Source organism: Nocardiopsis sp. MT53 (genome assembly GCF_019598965.1).
GTDB classification, from domain to species: Bacteria; Actinomycetota; Actinomycetes; order Streptosporangiales; family Streptosporangiaceae; genus Nocardiopsis; species Nocardiopsis changdeensis.
In genome coordinates, this window is the sequence record NZ_CP080599.1 from 793,067 (window position 1) to 813,777 (window position 20,711).

Sequence of the window (20,711 nt, forward strand, 5' to 3'; positions counted from 1 at the left end):
CGGTATGACCATACGCGATCCGGCCCCTGTGGGACAGGGGATGCCGGTGTGGCGCGTTCCTCTGCCGCCCTCCCGCGCCGCCCCGCGGGAGGGTGCCACGGCCGGCCCGGCGCCCTCGCCGCCGGACCGGCCGCTCCCCCGGCCTCAGACCCCGGCCGCCAGCGCCTCCTCGGCCGTCGGCCGCGCGGCCGCGCGGTCGGCGTCGACCAGCGCGATCCGGGTGCGCCGCTCCAGCAGGTCGTCCGCGTCCAGCGCGCCCTCGTGGCGCACCCCGAACCGCAGTTCGGCCCCGGTGATCCCGGCGGCGACCGGCTCCAGCAGGGCGGGGTCGCCCCCGGCCTCGGCCAGCACCGCGGGCGCCTCGGTCCCGTAGCGGGCGACCAGGCGGCGCGGCGCATCCACGGCGTCCAGCTCCTCCCGGGGGGCGGCGCCGACCAGCGGCAGGGCCCGGGTCCGGCAGGGGCCGGCGGGCAGCCGGTGCCGGGACACCGCGGCGTCCACGGCCTCCTGCGCCATCGCCCGGTAGGTGGTGAGCTTGCCGCCGACCACCGTGACCGCGCCGTTGGGGGCGACCGTCACCGAGTGCTCGCGGGACAGGTCGGCGCTGTCGGCGTCGCCGTGCAGCAGCGGGCGCAGCCCGGCGAACGCCCCCAGGACGTCCGACCGGCGGATCGGCGTCCGCAGCGCACGGTTGGCCTGGCGCAGCAGGAAGTCCACGTCCTCCTCGGGGACCTCGGGCACGTGCGGGGCGGGACCGTCGACGGCCTCGTCGGTCAGGCCCAGGAAGATCCGCCCGTCGGGCTGGGGCAGGGCGAAGACGAACCGGCCCGGGGCCCCCTCCACCGGGACGGTGAGCGCCACCCTGGGGTGCCCCAGGACGGCGCCGTCCAGCACCAGGTGGCTGCCCCGGCTGGGGCTGAGCCGGATGCCCGGGTCGAGCAGGTCGGCGTGGACCCCGGTGGCGTTGATGACGGCGCGCGGGCGCACCGGCAGCGGGCGGCCGGTCTCCTCGTCGCGCAGTACCGCGCCGTCGGCCGTGACGGTCTCGGCCGAGCAGCGCGTGATGATCCGCGCGCCCAGCCCGGCGGCGGTGCGGGCCAGGGCCAGCACCAGGCGGGCGTCGTCGACGAGCTGGCCGTCGAAGGTCAGGACTCCGCCGAGCAATCCCTCGGCCTCCACCCCGGGCAGGAGCCTGCGGGTGCGGGCGGCGTCCAGCAGGCGGGGGCGGGGCAGCACCGACGCGGGGGTCCCGGCCAGGCGGCGCAGCACGTCGCCCATGCCCATCCCGGCCCGGGCCAGCAGCCCGCCGGGCAGCCCGCCCAGGTCCCGGTGGACGGGGACGACCATGGGCAGCGGGCGCACCAGGTGGGGGGCGGTGGTCCGCATGAGGAGGTCGCGTTCGCGGGCGCTCTCGTAGGCGATGCCGACCCGCCCCTTGGCGAGGTAGCGCAGGCCGCCGTGGACCAGCTTGGAGCTCCACCGGCTGGTGCCGAAGGCCAGGTCCCGGCGTTCGACGAGCACGGTGGACAGCCCCCGGGAGGCGGCGTCCAGGGCGGCGCCCGCGCCGGTCACCCCGCCGCCGACGACGAGGACGTCGATCCCCGCCCCGGCCTCCAGGGCGGCGAGGTCGGCGGACCGGCGGGCGGCGTTCAGGGAGGTGCTGCTGCTCATGGGAGAGCGGTCCTTTCCGGGGGATGTGGAACGGCGTGCGCGGGGGGTCAGGGCGCCAGGTAGCCGTCGACGAGGGTGGCCAGCTCGTCGACGAGCGCCTCCTCGTCGAGGAGGTCGGCGAACAGGTGGCGCGAGGTCACGGTGTTCTGCGCGGTGACCATGACCAGGCGGGCCAGCACCGCCGGGTCCCCGGCGCGGACCGACCCCTCGGCCTGCCCCTGGGCGATCACGGGTTCGAGGATCTCCAGGGCGGCCCGGTGGCTCGTGCCCAGGCGCTGAAACGTGTAGGTGGTCATGAGCTCGGGCTCGGTGTCGACGATGCGGGTGAACAGCGGGTGGCGCAGCATCGCCCGGGCCACCCCGGCCGCGTGCAGCACCAGCCGGACCCGGACGCTCTCCTCGGCGAGGTCGTGCTCGGCGGCCATCTCCTCCTCCAGGAGGATCCGCCGCAGCTCCCGGGTGAGCAGGTCCGCCACCAGCGCGGTGACGTCGGGCCAGCGACGGTAGACGGTCGGCCGGCTGACCCCGGCGCGGCGGGCGACGTCGGTCAGCGTGGTGCGGCGCACCCCGAAGTCCACGACACAGGCACGGGCCGCGTCGAGAATGCTGTCTTCAACGTTACGTTTTGACGCCATGTGTAAAACTGTAGAGCATGGCTGACGACACCACACCCCGCACCGCCCCCGAGATGAGCTGGTTCGCCTGGGGGGACCCCGCCAGGGCCCGGGAGCTGGACCCCGGACTGCGCGACCTCATCGCCCAGGTGCTGCGCGCCCGGCTCGACGAGCGTCCCCCCGTCCCCGAGGAGGCGGTGGAGCTGGCGCCCTCCGCCCTCACCGAACGGGCCCGCGCCGCGCTGGCCGCGGTCGTGGGCGGGGAGCACGTCCGCACCGACGACGCGGCCCGGCTGCGCCACGCGGGCGGCAAGAGCACCCCCGACCTGCTGCTGCGCCGGTCGGGGGCGGCCGACCCCGCGCCCGACGCCGTGCTCTACCCCGCCGGCCACGACGAGGTGCAGAGGCTGCTGGAGGTCTGCTCCGCCGAGCGGATCGCCGTGGTGCCCTTCGGCGGCGGCACCAGCGTCGTCGGCGGGCTGACCCCGCTGCGCGGCCGCTTCGGCTCCGTCGTCGCCCTGGACCTGCGCCGCCTGGACCGGCTGGTCTCCCTGGACGCCACCTCGATGACCGCCGTCCTGGAGGCGGGCGTGCGCGGACCGGCGGCCGAGGAGCTGCTGGCCCGGCACGGGCTGATGCTCGGCCACCTGCCGCAGAGCCACGAGTACGCGACCATCGGCGGGTACGCCGCCACCCGCTCCAGCGGCCAGGCGTCCTCCGGGTACGGCCGGTTCGAGGACATGGTGGTGTCGCTGCGCGCGGCGACCCCGCGCGGGACCCTGGAGGCGGGCGGCGCCCCGGCGTCGGCGGCCGGGCCCGACCTGCGCCGGCTGCTGCTCGGCTCGGAGGGCACGCTGGGCGTGATCACGGAGGTCGGTGTACGGGTGCGTCCCCTGCCCGAAACGGTCCTGGACGAGGCGTGGTCGTTCCCCGACTTCGCCACGGGGGTGGACGCCCTGCGCGCCCTGGCCCAGTCCGACACCCGGCCCACCATGGCGCGGATCCTGGACGAGTCCGAGACGTTCGTGGGCGCCGCCCTGGGCGGGCACGAGACGCGGCCGGGCTGCCAGGCCGTGCTCGGGTTCGAGGGCACCGCAGCCGAGGTGGCCGCCCGCTCCGCGGCGGTGCGCGAGGTGCTGGCACGGGCGGGCGGCACCCCGCTGGGCGCGGGTCCGGTGGCGCACTGGCGGGAGAACCGCTTCTCCTCCCCCTACCTGCGCGACACCCTGCTGTCGGCGGGCGTGCTCGCCGAGACCCTGGAGACGGCGGCGAGCTGGACCGACCTGCTGCCGCTGTACTCCGCCGTCACCGGTGCCCTGACCGCGGCGCTGGAGGGGGACGAGGGCGGGGTCGTGGTGATGTGCCACGTGTCGCACACCTACCCGACCGGGGCGTCCCTGTACTTCACGGTGGCGACGGCGGCGGGCGGGGACCCCCTGGCGCGCTGGGAGGGAGCCAAGCGCGCCGCCTCCGACGCGATCGTCGCGAACGGGGGGACCATCACCCACCACCACGCGGTGGGCACCGACCACCGGCCGTGGATGGCCGCGGAGATCGGCCCGCTGGGCGCGGAGGTGCTGCGGGCGGTCAAGGCGGCGCTGGACCCGGAGGGCGTGCTCAACCCGGGCAAGCTCATCCCGGACGCGCGGGACTGACCGGGCGCGGGTGCGCGGGGACCGCCCGCACGCCCGCGCCCCGGCGGCGTTCCGTCACGCCCTCTCCGAGGTGCGCGAGAGCTGGCGGCGGAGCTGCCCGGAGAAGTCCTCCAGGAACTCCATCGCCTCGGCGTCGTCGACGTCCCCGGGGACGGTGTAGTGGACGTACACCTGCACGTTGACGTCCTGGAAGGCGGCGACCGCCGACCGGTCGCCGTCGTAGTCGTGGAGGGTCACGAGCCCGCCGTCGCCCGCCGGGGTGCGCGCCCACTCCAGGACGTCCTCGTCGTCGCGGCCGCGGTCCAGGTCGCCGATCCGGTCCTCCATCTCCTGGACGGTGTCCTCGAAGTACTCCCGGGAGCGCTCGTGGTCGAACAGGGCGGCGTTGACGACCAGCCCCCACTCCTCGCCGTCGTCGGAGACGTAACAGCTCAGCTGGCCGATGTAGCCGGCCTCCTCCAGCTCGGCGTCGTCGGAGTACCACTCCTGCTCGTCCATGGTGACGAACTCGCCCTCGGCCCGGGCGCCGTCGGCGCCGGGGACGGTGTCGACCACCTGCGCGGGCAGCACGTCGCGGCAGGAGGCCAGCTCGGCGTAGGGGCGGCCGCCCGCCGACTCCCACACCGCGAAGCCCAGGAGTCCGGCCACCAGCACCGCCGCGACGGCGCCGGCGGCGATCACCAATCCCTTGCGGGAGCGGCGCGGCGGCGGTCCGGGGGGCGGTCCGCCGGGCGGACCCGGGGGCGGTCCGAGCGGCGGTCCGCCAGGTGGGCCCGGGGGCGGTCCTCCGGGCGGGAGGCCGGGCGGGAGGCCGCCGCCGGCACCGGGCGGCGGGCCGTGGCCGGGTACACCGGGGACCCCGAGCGGGCCCGGGAAGGCCGGACCGCCGGGCGGACCGGGGAAGGAGCGGTCGTCGGGGGGATACGTCATCGGTTCCACGGCGCCGTTCCGGGCGGACCGGCGCCGCACCTCCTCACCGGGGGTCTCGTCGTTGGCGGGGCGGCGGGGGCCGCCTCCCAGGGGGATACCCGCCCCCGTCGGGAACGCATCCCGCCGGGGCGGCGGGTCCGGGCGGTCCCGGGCGCGGGGGCGCGCCCATGACACGGCGTTCCGCGCGGTGCACGAAGCGCTGTCACAGGTTTTCACGGATCGTGCGCCTCCCCCGCCCCACAGGGCCCGGTTTTCCGACCGATACCGGCCACGGAGCGTTCCCGCGGCACGACAATGGATGCCGTGGGACGAGGAAAACTCCGTATCTATCTGGGCTCGGCGCCCGGGGTCGGCACCACGCACGGCGCGCTGGCCGAGGCCTGCCGCCGGGCCGCCGACGGCGTCCACGTGGTGGTCACGGCGGTCGACACGCACCGGCGGGAGCGCACGGCGGAGCTGCTCTCCCGGCTGGAGTCGGTCCCGCTCCACCCCTCGGGGTCGGTCGACACCGCGGCGGTGATCTCCCGGGCGCCCCGGCTGGCGGTGGTGGACGACCTGGCCGGGCCCAACCCGCCCGGCTCCCCCAACCCGACCCGCTGGCAGGACGTCGAGGAGCTGCTGGAGGCGGGCATCGACGTGCTGTCCACCGTGGGCATCCACCACCTGGAGTCGCTCAACGACGTCGTCCACCAGATCACCGGCGTCCGTCCCGACCGCACCGTCCCCGACCACGTGGTGCGCCGGGCCGCCGAGGTCGAACTGGTCGACGTCACCCCCCAGGAGCTGCGCCGCCGGATGGCGCACGGCGACATCCACCCGGCCGAGCGGGTGGACGCCGCGCTGGCCGACTACTACCGCGAGGGCAACCTGGCCGCGCTGCGCGAGCTGGCGCTGCTGTGGACCGCCGACCAGGTGGAGGCGGGGCTGGCCCGCTACCGGGGCGAGCACGAGATCCGCCGCACCTGGGAGGCGCGCGAGCGGGTCGTCGTCGCGCTGACCGGCGGGCCCGAGGGCGAGACCCTGATCCGCCGCGCCGCCCGGGTGGCGGCCCGCTCCCGGGGCGGCCACCCCCAGCCCAGCCACCTGCTGGCCGTGCACGTGGTCCCCCCGCAGGGGATCTCCCGGGCGCCCGGCGACGACCTGCTGCGGCAGCGGCGGCTGCTCGCGGAGCTGGGCGGCACCTACCACCAGGTGGTCGCCAACGACGTGCCCACAGGGCTGCTGGAGTTCGCCCGGGGGGTGCACGCCACCCAGATCGTGCTGGGCTCGTCGCGGCGGCGCGCCTGGCAGTACATGTTCGGGCCGGGCGTGGGCGCGATCGTCGCCCGCGAGTCCGGCGACATCGACGTGCACATCGTCACGCACGAGGAGGTGGGCAGCGGGCGCTGGCCGCTGCCGCCGCCGGGGCGGGGGCTGGGCGAGCACCGCAGGCTGGCGGGCTGGTCGCTGGCCCTGCTGGCGCCCACCCTGATGTCCCTGGTGCTGGCGCTGCCGCCGTTCACCGACAGCGGCCCGGCCTCCGACGCGATGCTGCTGCTCCTGATCACCGTGTCCACGGCGGCCGTCGGCGGCCTGCGCCCGGCGCTGGTCTCGGCGCTGTGGAGCGCCATCCTGCTCACCGCGCTGCTGTCGCCGCTGCACGGGCGCCCCTCGGTGTCGGTGGACAACATGCTGGCGCTGGTGGCTTTCACCCTGGTCGGCACCCTGGTGGCGATCGTGGTGGAGATGGCGGCCCGCCGGTCGGCGCAGGCGGCGCGGGCCCGGGCCGAGGCCGACGCGGTGACGCTGCTGGCCGGCAGCGTCCTGTCCGGCAACGAGCCCCTGCACGCGCTGCTGCGGCGCATCCGGGAGACCTTCGGGCAGCGGTCGGCGACCCTGCTGGAACGGGTCGACGCCTCCGCCGGGGAGGGCGGCGACGACGAGGGCGGCCCTCTGGACGGCGAACGGTGGCGGCCGGTGCACAGGGTCGGGACCCCGGCGGCCGACTCCCCCGAGGAGGCGGACGTGCTGGTGTCGATCTCCGACACCCTGGCGCTGGCGCTGCGCGGCCGGGTGCTGCCGGCGGCCGACCGGGGGGTGCTGCGGGCGTTCGCGGCGCACATCGGGATCGCCCTGGAGCACCAGCGGCTGGAGTGGGACGCGGCCGAGGCCCGGCGCCAGGCGGCGGGCAACCGGATACGCACCGCCCTGCTGGCGGCGGTCTCCCACGACCTGCGCACTCCGCTGACCTCGATCAAGGCGAGCCTGTCGAGCCTGCGCGCCACCGACATCACGCTGACCGAGGAGGACCGGGAGGCGCTGCTGGAGACCGTGGAGGAGTCCACCGACCGGCTCAACCGGCTCATCGACAACCTGCTCGACATGAGCCGGGTGCACACCGACAGCGTGCGCCCCAAGCTGGGCCCGGTGGGCCTGGAGGAGGTCGTCCCGATCACGCTGCTGGGGCTGCCGCACGACGCCGTCACCGTGGACGTCCCCGACTGCCTGCCCCGGGTGGTGGCCGACGCCGGGCTGCTGGAGCGGGCGGTCGCCAACGTGGTCTCCAACGCGGTGCGCCACAACCCCGACCCGCGCACCCCGGTCCTGGTGGCGGCCAGCACCCACGGCGACGAGGTGCAGCTGCGGGTGGTGGACCGCGGCCCCGGGGTGTCGGACGAGGGCAAGCAGCGGATGTTCGAGGCGTTCCAGCGCCTGGGCGACGCGCCGCAGGGCACGGGGGTGGGGCTGGGACTGGCGGTGGCCCGTGGTTTCGTTGAGGCGATGCACGGCACCCTCACCCCCGAGGACACCCCCGGCGGCGGGCTGACGATGGTGTTCACCCTGAGAGCGGTGGACCCGGACGGGGACGGGGCCGCGACCGGTACCGGCGGCACGGACGACGAGAGCACGAGGGGGGCCGATGCGGGTCCTGGTCGTTGACGACGACATCCAGATCATCCGGGCCATGACGATCAACCTGCGGGCGCGCGGGCACGACGTGGACACCGCCGCCGACGGGGCCGCCGCGCTGCGGCTGGCCGCCGACCACAACCCCGACGTGGTCCTGCTCGACCTGGGGCTGCCCGACATGGAGGGGCTGGAGGTCATCCGACGGCTGCGCGGCTGGTCGCAGGTCCCGATCATCGTGCTGTCGGCGCGGCACTCGGCCGGGGAGAAGGTGCGCTGCCTGGACTCGGGCGCCGACGACTACGTGACCAAGCCGTTCGGGATGGACGAGCTGCTGGCCCGGATGCGGGCGGCCGAGCGGCGGTCGGTGCGCGCGGAGGAGGCCCCGGTGGTGCGCACCGACTCCTTCATCGTGGACCTGGGCGCCAAGCGGGTGGTGCGCGGCGGCGAGGAGGTGCGGCTCACCCCCACCGAGTGGCACATCCTGGAGATCCTGGCCCGCAACGCCGGGCAGCTGGTGAGCCAGCGCCGCCTGCTGCACGACGTGTGGGGGCCCGCCTACCAGAGCGAGACGAACTACCTGCGGGTGTACATGGCGCAGCTGCGGCGCAAGCTGGAGCCCGACCCGGGCCGGCCCCGGTACCTCATCACGGAGGCGGGCCGGGGGTACCGGTTCGAGAACACGACCTGACCCCGGGCCGGCCGGGGCCCGCCCCGGCCCCGGTCAGCGGGCGGGGGCGGGGTCCCCCGCGGCCAGCCCCATGAGCAGGTCGAACTCGTCGGCGCCGAGGTGCCCCCGGTTGATCTTGGAGACGGCCAGGCAGGGGGCGAAGGCGCGCACCCAGAGCATCATGCGCTCGGCGTCGACGTCCATCACGCGGGACAGGACGGACACCCGGCGCTCCACCTCCCCGCTGTCGCCGGCCTTCCACATCGCCCAGTCCACCGCGTCGACGGCGCCGTCGCCCAGGCAGCCGCGCGGGTCCAGCGCGACCAGGCCGCGCTCTCCCCCGTCGATGACGTTGCCGGGGTGGAGGTCGCCGTGCAGGGGGACGCCCCCCTCGCGGCCGTTGGCGAGGTCGCGGGCCAGGGCGCGGGCGCGGTGCATGACCGACGCCGGGACGACCTCGCCGGCCGGGCCCTCGCAGCGTTCGCGCTCCCACAGGTCGAAGACGAACTGCACCCGGGAGGTGAGCGGCGGCAGCTCCTGGCGCCGTTCGCGGGACACCTCGGCCGCGTGCAGGTCGGCGATGAGCGCCCCGACCGTCTCCATCTCCGGGACCTCTCCCCGGGCGGCGACGGTGTCGCCCTCCACGCGCTCCATGAACACCGCGCCGTGGCGCGGGTCCAGCCCCCAGACCTGCGGCACCCTCCCGGTCGGCTCCCACAGGCGCAGCAGCCCGGCCTCGGCGACCGCCAGGCCGCTGTCCGGGGAGAGCTTGACCACACCCCTGCGCCCGTCGGCGCCCAGGACGTGCAGGACCACGGAGGTGCGGCCGTGGGGCGCCGCGCCCTCGACGGTGAGCCGCCACTCGGCGGCGAGCTCGTCGACGACGGCGGGCAGTCCGGCCAGCCATTCGCCCACGTGCACGCCGAAGCGCCGTTCCAGACGACGGCGCTGCCGGTCGTCGACGAACTGCGTAGTGACGTCGTTCATACATCCACCTTCGGTCCGCTCACGTCGCTGTCTGCCGGGGTCGAGCCTCCGACGCGCGGGCGTGTCCGGGGCTCCGGGCCGTTCACCGGGTCGTACGCGCCCCGCGTCCCGGCCGCGGGGTCGGGGAGGGGACGCGTTACGGGCGGTCGCGCGCTCCGTGGGCGCGGTCCGGGCCGTGCCGCGGGTGCGGGGAGTTCCCGCCCTAGAGGCCCATACCCAGACCGGTCGGAGGGGTAACGGGCCGCGGCCGTCCCCTCGCCGGGGCGTTCTCCCGTTCCGCCGGTGCCGTCGCCCTCGGGGGTCATCATGTCACCTCGGGTGAGGTCCGCGCGGTCGTTCCGGACATCTCACACGAGCCGCCCCTTCGCGGCCCGGTGCTGGGCCAGCAGGGTGTCCACGACCAGTTCGGACGGCCACAGCGGCGTGGTGATGGCGGTGACGTCCAGCCCCCGCAGCAGGTCGAAGTCGGGTCCGTCGACGAGCCTCCAGGCGGCGACCGCCACGTTCTCGTGGCCGTCGCGGCGCAGCCGGTCGACCGCGTCGAACACCGACGGCGCCCAGGTGCGCAGGTAGCCGACCTGCACCGGGGAGCCCAGCCGGCGGCTGAGCATGCGGGCCACGTCCATCACGACCTGGCGCTCCTCGGTGCCGGTCGTGCCGTCGGCGGCCAGGACGACACCGTCCCCCCTCCCCCACCCGGAGTCGGAGAGGCGGGCGGCCAGGTCGGCCACGATCGAGGGCACCGCGCCCAGGGGCGGGGTGCGGCAGGCGTCGGGCATCCCGCCGAGGCCGAGGCGGGAGAGCAGGTGGGCGCTGGCGACGTCGCCTCCGGCGACGAACGCCGGCACGACCACCTTGGGCCCGCGGACGGAGCGGAGTGCGGCGGCCACCTCGTCGGGGCTGCCGAAGGCGGCCGCGACGGGCGCCTCCCCCCGGCCGGCCACCGCCTCGGCCAGTCCGCACAGGGCCTCACGTCGTTGGGCGTCACGCGAGTCGTCGGCTACGAGGACCATCGTGGGGACCATGCGCGGCTCCTTCGTCGTCTTTCCGGATCGCTGCTGTTCTGCGAGGCTAAAGGGGCACGGTTTCATGGGGGTGGCCCCGTGTTACGCACAGGAAAACAGCGGACAATGGCTGTGATGGTTATCACCAGAGCATCTCTTGGTGAACCATAACAATCGCCGAAAAATTCGGGCGTGTCCACTTCTCGGGACAGTGGTCTACACCTCATCCGGAGCCCCGTCGCCCCGGCGACTCCCGGCGCACCGCGTACACTCCATCGCCTACCTGGCAGGACTTCCCGAAAGCCCGCGCCGCGGGGTGAGGCCGACCGGCGGAGCACGGGGGGCACCGCCCCGGACGGACCGCCCGGGGGGACGCCGGAATTTACCGGGAAGTTCTCTGGAGAAATTCGCGGCAAAGCAATTCCCATGCATTCGCCTCGTGCCGATGCACGTGCCGCAGAATGTGCGCACCACATCTCCCGACATAACACCCTGAATGACACCCGGTACCGATTCGCGGGTCGGCGCCCGAAAAGCGGCCGGAGGGGCCTCTGCCCGCGCATCCTATAGCACGCCTCTCGCCGGTACGTCAAGGGTGCGCGGACCCCTCTTCCACCCTGGACCGCGCACCACTCACCCCGTGGGGGCAGGGTGCGAGTGCGGCGCCATCACTTGCCATCGCCCCGAAAGGGGACCCACACTTGAGAAGCGGAGCACTGATGTCACCGCAGGCCCGGGAGCCACAACGGCCCCGCCCGGCACATCGGCCCCGGAGGTTCCCCCGACTCCGGGTCCCGTGCTCCGCCGGAGCACCGCATCGTCCAGACTGGAGTGAGCATGGCCGTCCACCCTCGGGTACGGACACTCGCGCAGACCTTCCTCGAACACGCCGACCGGGTCTCCCCCGGCCTGGTGGAGGGCCTCTACCTGACCGGTTCGGTGGCCCTGGGCGACTTCCGCCCGCACACCAGCGACGTCGACTTCGTCGTCGTCACCTCCCGGCGCCCCGGCGCGCGTGAGAGCGACCTGCTCCGCCAGGCACACGCGCGCACCCGCGCCGACATCCCCCGCCCCCAGTTCAACGGCATCCACGTGACCTGGGACGACCTCACCCACGACCCCGCGCGGTGCGGCTCCGTCCCCTCCGTCATCGGAGGCCGGTTCCGCGACCGGGCCGCCGCCGACGTCAACCCGGTCACCTGGCACATCCTGGCCTGCCACGGCGTCACCCTGCGCGGCCCCCACCCGCTCGAACTCGACGTGTGGGACGAGCGCGAGAGCCTGCGCACCTGGTCGCTGGGCTCCCTCGACGAGCAGTGGCGCCGGTGGCGGGAGAAGGCCGGACGCCTGGTCACCCCGCGCGGCCTCGCCGTCCTGGGGTCCCTGGCCCCCTCCTGGAGCGTGCTCAGCGTCAGCCGCCTGCACTTCACCCTCAAGACCGGCGAGATCACCTCCAAGTCCAGCGCCGGCGCCTACGCCCTGCACGCCTTCCCCGAGAGATGGCAGCGCATCGTCAACGAGTGCCTGCGCGTCCGCCGGGGCAGCGGCGCGCCCTCCCTGTACGAGAGCGCCCTGGCCCGACGCCGGGCCGCCCTGGACTACATCGAGATGGTCCTGGACGACGCCCTGCGCCCCGGCCTGGCCGCCGCCTGAAGCACCGCCACGGGCGGCCGGAACGCCCGCGTGGCGCAGCGACTACCCTGTGGGCATGACCCTGCGCCCCATCGTCCGCTTCGGCGATCCCGTCCTCGTCACCCCGACCACGCCCGTCACCAAGTTCGACCGGCACACCGAAGCCCTGGTCAAGGACCTGCTGGACACCGTCGACGCCCCCGGCCGCGCCGGGGTGGCCGCCACCCAGATCGGGGTGGGCCTGCGGGTGTTCAGCTACAACGTCGAGGGGCGCATCGGCTACGTCATCAACCCCGAGCTGACCGAGCTCTCCGAGGAGACCCAGGACGGCGAGGAGGGCTGCCTGTCCATCCCCCGGCTCTGGTACCCCACCCGGCGGGCCATGCGCGCGGTCGTCACCGGCGTGGACCTGCGCAACGAGCCGGTCACCGTGTCCGGGGAGGGCCTCATGGCGCGCGCCCTCCAGCACGAGACCCAGCACCTGGACGGGGTGCTGTACATCGAGCGGCTCACCCCCGAGCTGCGCAAGCAGGCGCTGCGCGACATCCGGCGCTCGGACTGGTTCATGCCGCAGGAGGAGCCCCGGCCCGCGGGCCCGCTGCCCAGTGCCTTCGGCGGAATCGGCTGAACCCGGGGCGAAGGGGTCACTCCGGTCCTCCGGTACGGGTATCTTCGGACGCATCCCCGCACACTCCCCCACAGTCCCGTGAGTCAACGCACTAGGCATGTAACGCCACGATCTCATAGGGTCGGCTGAGCATCCTCCGCCACGGTGCCCCCCGCCCGGATGCCCCCTGACCTCTCTCGGAGCAGACATGACACCCACGCCCCGTTCACGGCGCGGTAGGCGCGCCGCGCTGTCGCTGGCGGCCGCCGTCGCCGCCCTCGCCGTCGCCCTGCCCGGAACGGCCCTCGCGGAGCCCGACGACGACGAGGTGGACATCGAGGAGCTGGAGCGGCGAGCCGAAGAGCTCGAAGAGACCTACCAGGGCGAACTGCTGCAGTTCACCGAGATCAAGGAGCGCGTCGAGAAGGCCGAGGAGGACCTCCAGGAAATCGAGGAGCGGCTCGAGGGCTCCCGGTCGGGGGTCTCGGCCATCGTCTCCACCCAGTACAAGACGAGCAGCAACGGCTTCGACCCCGCGCTCTCCGTGATCTTCTCCAGCGACCCCCAGGACGTGTACGGGGACGCCGCCACCCTCACCTACCTCGGCGAGAACCAGGCCGAGCAGATCTCCGGCCTGATCGAGACCCGCGACGAGGCCCAGGAGGTCCGCGACGAGCTCGAGACCGAGCTCGAGGACGCCGAGGAGCTCATCGAGGAGCTGGAGGAGAACAAGGAGGAGGTCGCGGAGAAGATCGAGGAGTACGAGGAGTCACAGGTGCCCGACCCGCCCGCGGGCGGCGGCACCGGCGACATCCCGCAGAGCGCCGTCGGCAGCGGGTGGGAGCAGACCACCCCCCGTATGGCCGCGATCCGCGACGAGATCATCCGCAACGTCGGCGTCCCGCTGCCGGTGGGCTGCTGGCGCGGCAGCGCCGACGACCACGGCGAGGGCCGGGCCTGCGACTTCATGGTCAGCTACGGCACCCACCCCTCGGCGGACAACCAGGCCTGGGGGCAGCGGATCGCCGACTACGCGATCAACAACGCCGACCGGCTCGGCGTGGAGTACGTGATCTGGGAGCAGCAGATCTGGCACTCGGGCAACCGCTCGTGGCGGTTCATGAACGACCGGGGCAGCATCACCCAGAACCACTACGACCACGTGCACATCACCGCCTACTGACCCGTGCCAGGGGCAGGACGGCCGCCAGCGCCACGGCCAGCACCGCGAAGGCGGGGCCGTAGCCCAGCGTCTGGATGAACAGGCCCAGGGCCATCGCCCCGGCCCCCGCCCCCGCGTCGTAGCCGATGTTCCACACCGCGCTGGCCCGTCCCTGACCGGTCGGGCCGGCGCGGTTCAGCATGAGGGTGACGGTCTCGTTCTGGACCGCGCCGAACCCCAGGCCGAACAGGGCGGCCCCGGCCAGGACCCAGCCGGCCTGGCCCCACAGGCCCACCGCGATCAGGGCGGTGCCGCAGACGGCGGCCGCCATCCCGGGGAGCAGCAGCAGGGTGCGGCCGTAGCGGTCGTAGGAGGCCCCGGCGCTCCACCGGCCGACCACCACCATCGCCGCGTAGGCGGCCAGGGTCGCGCCCACGAGCCAGGGGGTGCCGGCCAGGGGCACCGCGACGAAGGTGACGACGGCCCCGGCCGACGAGGCGGTCAGCAGCATGAGCACCAGCGGAGCGACCAGGGAGGCGCCGCGGCCGGCGGCCGCCGCCGAGCGCGGCGCGGCGCTCAGCAGCGGGCGGTTGCGGCCGCCGTCGGCGAACCAGATGCCCGCCGACAGGGCGGCCCCGATCAGGGAGCACAGGCCGGTGAGCCAGAAAGCGGTGTCGAAGCCCAGGTCGAGCGCCAGGGCGACGCCGCCCGGCAGGATGAGGACCTGCGGCAGGCCCACCGCCAGCCCGTAGTAGCCGGTGGCCCGGCCCATCTGCTCGGGCGGGACCAGCCGGGCGGCCAGCGCCGTCCCGGCGACGCTGGCCATACCGAAGCCCACCCCGCGGACCGCGGAGATCGCGATGAGGGGGGCCAGGTCGGTGCTGAGGGCGAACAGCGGGGCGGGCAGGCCCATGATGAGCGAGCCGACGGGGAAGGCCCAGCGGTAGCCGCCGCGGTCGAGCATCCGGGGCATGGCCAGCTGGGTGAGGACGGTGGTGAGCATGAACGCCGCCGTGGTGCTCCCGGCGCCGAACTCCCCCGCCCCGCCCCGGACCGCCCACAGCGGCACCAGGGGCAGGACGGCGGCGAAGCCGCACAGTCCGATGGCGGTGGCGGCGATGAGCAGGGCGAAGCCGCGGCCTCTGAGGCCCGGGGCCGCGCCGACGGGAGATGAGGGGATCATCCTCCCTTTCTAGCCCATGTACTCCGTCTCGGGGAGGTGCTCCCGCAGCCAGGAGCGCAGCCGGAGCGCCAGTTCCGGGGACACGGCGGGCTCGGCGTGGCCCATGCCGGGGACGAGCCACAGCTCCTTGGGCTCGGCGGCGGCCTCGTAGATGGCGGTGGCGTGGGAGGTGGGGAAGTAGGTGTCGGCCTCGCCGTGCACGACCAGCAGCGGGGTGGGGGCGATGTCCCCGGCGATCTCGCGGGGTTCGGCGGGCCGGGTCTGCCAGCCGCGGTCGTCGACGCGGACCTTGCGGAAGCTGCGCAGGAAGAAGCGGCCCGCGGTGCGGCCGACGCCCAGGTGGATCAGCCGCATCCTGCGGGTGCCGCGGTAGTACCAGCGGCTCGGAGCGCTGATGGAGACGGCGGCGACGACGCCCTTGTAGACCGCGGCGTGGCGCACCACGACGGCGGCGCCCATGGAGAAGCCGACCGTGGCGATGGAGGTGTAGCCCAGCCCCCGCAGGTGGGAGACGACGGCCTCCAGGTCGTGGATCTCGGCGTTGCCGACGGTGCTGTGCCCCCCGGAGCCGTGGTGGCCGCGGAAGTCGAAGGTCATGACGTCCGCGATGGAGCCGAGCGATTCGGCGATCGCCCGGGTGTGGGGGCTGCGGTAGCTGCCGGTGAAGCCGTTGGCGAGCACGACGGCGGCGGTGCGGCCGGGGGCGCCGCGCAGCAGCACGGAGTCGATGCCGACACCGTCGGCGGTGGTGAGCCAGTAGCGGTGGGAGGTCGGCTGCGGGTGGTCGATGGCGTCGGACACACTCCCATCGTGCCCGATCCGTCCCGTTCGGAAAACCCGTGCCGGGTGTGTCGGACACGACGCCCGGGCCCGGAACGCCCGTCCGGAACGGACGCGCCGGGCGGCGCGGTCAGTGGTCGCCGAAGCGCCGGTCGATGCGCTCGTCGGGGTAGAGCGGGCGGTCCCCGTCCCCGTCGGCGGGGTCGCCGCCGAGGAAGTCGCCGTCGTACCCGCCGAGGGCGTCGCCGCCCCACGCGGGCGCGCCCGGCCCGGGAGCGTACGGGGGCGGTCCCCCCGGCGCACCATGGACCCCAGGACGGAACTCCGTCCCGCCGAACGACGGCGCGCCCCCGGTGGGCGCGTCCCATGCGGGGGCACCCTGCTGCGGGCCACTGTGCGCACCGGCACCCGGGCCCGACACAGGAGCCCCAGGAGCACCCGACTGGAACTCCGCCCCACCGAGAGACGGCGAACCCTCGGCAGGAGTACCCCACGCCGGAGCCGCGGGGTGAGGACCGGTGCCCGCTATCGGGGCACCCGCCCCGGGGGCGGTAGGACGGAACTGCGGACCGTCCGGCGACGAGAAGCCCCCGGTGGAGGCGTCCCACGCAGGAGCACCCGGCTGCGGACCGCCGAACGACGGCGCGCCGCCGGTGGGCGCGTCCCAGGCCGGGGCACCCGGCTGCGGACCACTATGCGCACCGGCACCCGGGCCTGACACAGGAGCCCCAGGAGCACCCGTCTGGAACTCCGCCCCACCGAGGGCGGGCGAACCCCCAGCGGGCGTGCCCCACGCGGGGGCACCCGGCTGCGGACCACCGAAGGAGGGCGAACCCTCCGCAGGGGTGCCCCATGCCGGAGCAGCGGGGCGGGGGCCGTCCGGCGACGGCGCGCCGCCGGTGGGGGCGTCCCAGGCGGGGGCACCCGGCTGCGGGCCACCGAACGACGGCGAAGCCTCAGCAGGCGCACCCCACTCCGGAGCCGCAGGGCGGGGACCGGTGCCCGGACCGCCGAACGACGGCGCGCCGCCGGTGGGGGCATCCCAGGCGGGGGCGCCCGGCTGCGGGCCACTGTGCGCACCAGCGCCGGGGCCCGACACAGGAGTCCCAGGAGCACCTGTCTGAAACTCCGTCCCACCAAGAGACGGCGAACCCCCAGCGGGCGTGCCCCAGGTGGGAGCAGGCGGGCGGGGACCGGTGTCCGGCGTCGAGACATCAGCGACAGGAGCGCCCGGCTGGGACTGCGGACCACCGAATGACGGCGAGCCCCCCGTGGGGGCGTCCCATGCGGGGACACCCGGCTGCGGGCCACTGGGCGCACCGGCACCCGAACCCGGCACAGGAACCCCAGGAACACCCGACTGGAACTGCGTCCCACCAAGGGCGGGCGAACCCTCGGCAGGCGTGCCCCAGGCAGGAGCGCCCGGCTGCGGGCCACCGAACGACGGCGAAGCCTCGGCAGGCGCACCCCACTCCGGAGCCGCAGGGCGGGGACCGGTGCCCGGACCGCCGAACGACGGCGAGCCGCCGGTGGGGGCATCCCAGGCGGGGGCACCCGGCTGCGGGCCACTGTGCGCACCGGTGCCGGGGCCCAACGCCGGGGTTCCGGGGGCGTTCGGCCGGAACTCCGTCCCGCCGGACGACGGCGAGGCCTCGACGGGCGCACCCCAGGCGGGGGCAGGCGGGTGGGGGCCGGTGCCCGGGGGCGGCGGGGCGAGGGGGGCTTCGAGGGCCGGGGTCCCGTGCGGAGGGGTCGCGGGGGCGGAGTCGTCCTCCCCTCCCCCGTCCTCGTCCTCGTAGTCGTCGTAGGCGTACGACTCCTCGCGGAGCGCGGCCGGGGGGAAGGCCAGGGAGCGCAGGTTCAGCGCCACGTGGACCAGGACCGGCACCCAGAGGCTGCCCGTGCCCAGGTACAGCACCACGAAGAGGGTCCCCGACGCCCCCGCGCTGACCAGCCCCCACCAGCCCTGGTACAGGTAGGCCACCGCGAAGAGCAGCACCGACAGCACCGCGCCGAACCACAGGGGCACGCCCATGCTCGCCAGCAGGACGATGAACAGCCCCCGGTAGAGCAGCTCCGCGCACAGGCCGCCGGTCACCGCGGCGCCGACCGCGGCCAGGCGCTCGTTGCGCGTGTAGGGGATCAGCAGCCACCGGTCCCGCTCGGGTTCGGGCAGGGACGCCGGCCGGTCCGCGGCCGCGCGGCGGCCGCCGCGCTTGCGCCCCTTCGCCCCGCCCTGGGGCAGCCGGCCGCGCAGCCACGACGGCAGGCCGTTGACCAGAACCCACAGGGCGCCCAGGGCGAGCAGTCCGCCCAGGGCTCCGCCCACCACCGGCCCCAGCGCGTGGGGCAGCCGGAACCCGAGGTCGGCCGCGGCCAGCCCCGGGGAGGTGAACAGCACGGCCACCACCAGCACGCCCCACAGCGCGTGCACGCCCATGGTCACGGCGTGCACCCTGACCAGCGCGTTCGCGTCCGTGTCACGGCGGCGCGACAGCCAGGCGAAGGCCCGCCTGCCGAGATAGGGCTCGCCGAACGCCGCGAAGAAGAGCAGCAGGACCGTCAGCAGGGTCCCCGCGAGGCTGAACTGAGGAAGTGTCTCGGACCATGGCACGGGGCAATAGTAGGGGTCCGAAACGAGTCATAGAGCACATCCCGGTCATCGTCCCCTTGTGGTTATCCCGGCCAGGGGCGACCGTAGGGAGAGTGTCACAGGTCACATCGGGGTCGGTGACCGGCCGGCCCCGGACGGATCCCGAAGGGCAGGGCAGTGGGGATGGTCGATCGAGCCGTAGACGTACCGAGGGCCGCAGGGCCCGCACAGATCCGCAACATCGCTCTGGTCGGACCGGCCGGCGCTGGGAAGACGAGCCTGGTCGAGGCCCTCCTCTCCGCCGCCGGGACGATCCACCGGCCCGGCAGCGTGGAGGAGGGCACGACCGTCAGCGATCGTGACGAGGTCGAGATCCGCCAGAAGCGCTCGGTGCACCTGACCGTCAACCCGGTCATGGTCGGCGACGTCAAGGTGAACCTCCTGGACACCCCCGGCTACGCCGACTTCATCGGCGCCATGCGCGCCGGGCTGCGCGGCGCCGACGCCGCCCTGTTCGTCGTCTCCGCCCTGGAGGGCGTCGACGGCCGCACCCGGGTGCTGTGGGAGGAGTGCGCCGCGGTGGGCATGCCGCGCGCGGTCGCGGTCACCAAGGTGGACCACCCCCGCGCCGACTTCGAGGACGTGGTCGCCCAGTGCCGCGAGGCCTTCGGCGGCGGCGTCCACGCCGCCTACCTCCCGGCCTTCGAGGGCTCCGGCGAGGACCGGCGGCTGGTCGGCCTGTGGGGCCTGGTCTCCGAGCGCTACCACGACTACGACTCCGCCGGGGGCGGCACCCCGCCGGAGAACCTGAGCGACCGGGCCGCGGCGCTGCGGGAGACCCTCGTGGAGGAGGTCATCACCGAGAGCGAGGACGAGGTCCTCATGGAGCGCTACATGGAGGGCGGCGCGCTCGACCCGGACCTGCTCATCGCCGACCTCCAGAAGGCCGTGGCCGCGGGCGGCTTCCACCCCGTGCTGGCGATCGGCACCACCACGGGCGTGGGCGTGCGCGAGCTCCTGCGCGAGCTGCCGGTCTCCTGCCCGGACCCGACCCGCCGCCCCTTCCCTGAGGTGGTGGACCCGCAGACCCGGCCGGTGCCCGGCCTGTCCTGCGACCCGGACGGACCGCTGGTGGCGGAGGTGCTGGCGACCGCCAGCGACCCGTACGTGGGCCGGACCAGCCTGGTCCGGGTGTTCTCGGGGACCCTGTCCCCGGACTCGGTGGTCCACCTGCACGGCCACGGCGTCCCGTCGGGGCTGACCGGCTCGGACGAGCTGGACACCTCGGGCCGCGACGAGCGGGCGGGCGGCCTGTCGGTGCCGGTGGGCCGGGACGTCCACCCGGTGGGGGCGGTGGGCGCGGGCGACGTGTGCCTGGTGGCCAAGCTGCCCGACGCCCGCACCGGTGACACGCTCTCCTCGCCGGAGCGCCCGCTGCGGGTGGCGCCGTGGCGCTTCCCGGAGCCGCTGCTGCCGGTGGCGATCTCCGCGGCGTCCTCCGCCGACGAGGACAGGCTGTCGCACTCGGTGGCGCGGCTGGTGGCCGAGGACCCGTCGCTGCGGGTGGAGGTGAACCCGGAGACCCACCAGATGGTGCTGTGGACCCTGGGCGAGGCGCACCTGGACGCGGCGCTGGACCGGCTGGAGCACCGGTACGGGGTGCGGGTGGAGACCGGTGAGGTGCGGGTGCCGCTGCGCACCACGTTCTCCTGCCCGGCCGAGGGCATGGGCCGCAACGTCAAGCAGAGCGGCGGCCACGGCGAGTTCGGCATCTGCCGGATCAAGGTGGAGCCGCTGGAGTCGGGGGCGGGCCTGGAGTTCGTCGACAGGATCGTGGGCGGCGTGGTCCCGCGCCAGTACATCCCGTCCGTGGAGAAGGGCGTGCGGGCCCAGATGGCCGACGGCGTGGACGCCGGCTACCCGCTGGTGGACATCCGGGTGACCCTCTACGACGGCAAGGCCCACTCGGTGGACTCCTCCGACATGGCGTTCCAGAAGGCGGCCCGGCTGGCGCTCAAGGACGCGGCGGCCGCCGCGGAGCTGGCGATGCTGGAGCCGGTGGACTCGGTGGAGGTCGAGGTCGACGACGAGCTGCTGGGGACCGTGATGAGCGACCTGTCGGCGCGCCGCGGCCGGGTGGTGGGCTCCGAGCCGGCCCCGGGCGGCCGGGCGGTCATCCGGGCCGAGGTCCCCGAGCTGGAGATCACCCGCTACGCGGTGGAGCTGCGCTCGCTGTCGCACGGGACGGGCGTGTTCACCCGCCGCTACCTGCGCCACGAGCCGCTGCCGCCGCAGGTGGCGGCCAAACTGCCCCGGCGGCGCGACGACGCCTGAGCG

Annotated in this window: 15 protein-coding genes; 7 read left to right on the top strand and 8 right to left on the bottom strand. The window is 75.0% G+C overall.

The annotated features are described in order from the left end of the window. Positions 1 to 144: 144 nt before the first annotated feature. Together K1J57_RS03360 and K1J57_RS03365 are read right to left on the bottom strand one after the other, a co-directional pair. Entirely contained in the window at positions 145 to 1,671 is a 1,527-nt protein-coding gene (locus tag K1J57_RS03360; RefSeq protein ID WP_220563018.1) for a glycerol-3-phosphate dehydrogenase/oxidase, read from the bottom strand. Between the two features lie 47 nt (positions 1,672 to 1,718). Next, positions 1,719 to 2,306, bottom strand: coding sequence for a TetR/AcrR family transcriptional regulator (locus tag K1J57_RS03365; RefSeq protein WP_220563019.1), 588 nt, complete (start codon positions 2,304 to 2,306; stop codon positions 1,719 to 1,721). A gap of 17 nt (positions 2,307 to 2,323) precedes the next feature. On the opposite strand from K1J57_RS03365, the gene K1J57_RS03370 reads away from it, so the two are divergent. After that, positions 2,324 to 3,940 carry an FAD-binding oxidoreductase gene (locus tag K1J57_RS03370; RefSeq protein ID WP_220563020.1) on the top strand — a complete coding sequence of 539 codons (1,617 nt, stop codon included), beginning with the start codon at positions 2,324 to 2,326 and terminating at the stop codon, positions 3,938 to 3,940. A gap of 54 nt (positions 3,941 to 3,994) precedes the next feature. Here the strand turns inward: K1J57_RS03370 and K1J57_RS03375 are convergent, their stop codons facing one another. After that, positions 3,995 to 4,621, bottom strand: a complete 627-nt coding sequence (locus tag K1J57_RS03375; protein WP_255646814.1) for a hypothetical protein — start codon at positions 4,619 to 4,621, stop codon at positions 3,995 to 3,997. A 543-nt stretch (positions 4,622 to 5,164) separates the two neighbouring features. On the opposite strand from K1J57_RS03375, the gene K1J57_RS03380 reads away from it, so the two are divergent. Next, complete coding sequence (locus K1J57_RS03380) at positions 5,165 to 7,789, top strand: ATP-binding protein (protein WP_220563022.1); 2,625 nt, start codon at positions 5,165 to 5,167, stop codon at positions 7,787 to 7,789. Then, positions 7,770 to 8,447: a response regulator gene (locus K1J57_RS03385; protein WP_220563023.1), complete on the top strand. Its 678-nt coding sequence runs from the start codon at positions 7,770 to 7,772 to the stop codon at positions 8,445 to 8,447. Before K1J57_RS03380 ends, K1J57_RS03385 begins: the two co-directional genes overlap by 20 nt. Positions 8,448 to 8,480: 33 nt before the next feature. On the opposite strand, the gene K1J57_RS03390 is transcribed toward K1J57_RS03385, so the two are convergent. Both K1J57_RS03390 and K1J57_RS03395 read right to left on the bottom strand, forming a co-directional pair. Next, positions 8,481 to 9,413, bottom strand: coding sequence for an aminoglycoside phosphotransferase family protein (locus K1J57_RS03390; protein WP_220563024.1), 933 nt, complete (start codon positions 9,411 to 9,413; stop codon positions 8,481 to 8,483). Between the two features lie 347 nt (positions 9,414 to 9,760). Beyond that, positions 9,761 to 10,438 (bottom strand): sirohydrochlorin chelatase, encoded by a 678-nt coding sequence (locus K1J57_RS03395; RefSeq protein ID WP_220563025.1) that lies wholly within the window; start codon positions 10,436 to 10,438, stop codon positions 9,761 to 9,763. A gap of 816 nt (positions 10,439 to 11,254) precedes the next feature. Between K1J57_RS03395 and K1J57_RS03400 the strand changes: the two genes are divergently transcribed. From K1J57_RS03400 to K1J57_RS03410, 3 genes are all read left to right on the top strand, one after another. After that, the gene (locus tag K1J57_RS03400; protein ID WP_220563026.1) at positions 11,255 to 12,070 is read left to right on the top strand and encodes a nucleotidyltransferase domain-containing protein; all 816 of its coding nucleotides are present in this window, start codon (positions 11,255 to 11,257) and stop codon (positions 12,068 to 12,070) included. A 55-nt stretch (positions 12,071 to 12,125) separates the two neighbouring features. Next, positions 12,126 to 12,677, top strand: a complete 552-nt coding sequence (gene def, locus K1J57_RS03405; RefSeq protein WP_220563027.1) for a peptide deformylase — start codon at positions 12,126 to 12,128, stop codon at positions 12,675 to 12,677. A 187-nt stretch (positions 12,678 to 12,864) separates the two neighbouring features. Beyond that, positions 12,865 to 13,839, top strand: a complete 975-nt coding sequence (locus K1J57_RS03410; RefSeq protein ID WP_220563028.1) for a hypothetical protein — start codon at positions 12,865 to 12,867, stop codon at positions 13,837 to 13,839. Here the strand turns inward: K1J57_RS03410 and K1J57_RS03415 are convergent. From K1J57_RS03415 to K1J57_RS33935, 3 genes are all read right to left on the bottom strand, one after another. Then, on the bottom strand, positions 13,826 to 15,001 hold the full coding sequence (locus tag K1J57_RS03415) for an MFS transporter (protein WP_220563029.1): 1,176 nt from the start codon (positions 14,999 to 15,001) through the stop codon (positions 13,826 to 13,828). The two genes, K1J57_RS03410 and K1J57_RS03415, sit on opposite strands and share 14 nt — an antisense overlap. Before the next feature lie 9 nt (positions 15,002 to 15,010). Then, entirely contained in the window at positions 15,011 to 15,802 is a 792-nt protein-coding gene (locus K1J57_RS03420; protein WP_220563030.1) for an alpha/beta hydrolase, read from the bottom strand. Between the two features lie 109 nt (positions 15,803 to 15,911). Then, complete coding sequence (locus tag K1J57_RS33935) at positions 15,912 to 18,395, bottom strand: CPBP family intramembrane glutamic endopeptidase (RefSeq protein WP_277615493.1); 2,484 nt, start codon at positions 18,393 to 18,395, stop codon at positions 15,912 to 15,914. A 162-nt stretch (positions 18,396 to 18,557) separates the two neighbouring features. Here K1J57_RS33935 and K1J57_RS03430 point away from each other — a divergent pair, with 162 nt between their 5' ends. After that, positions 18,558 to 20,708 (top strand): elongation factor G-like protein EF-G2, encoded by a 2,151-nt coding sequence (locus K1J57_RS03430; RefSeq protein ID WP_220563031.1) that lies wholly within the window; start codon positions 18,558 to 18,560, stop codon positions 20,706 to 20,708. The last annotated feature ends 3 nt before the right edge of the window (positions 20,709 to 20,711 follow it).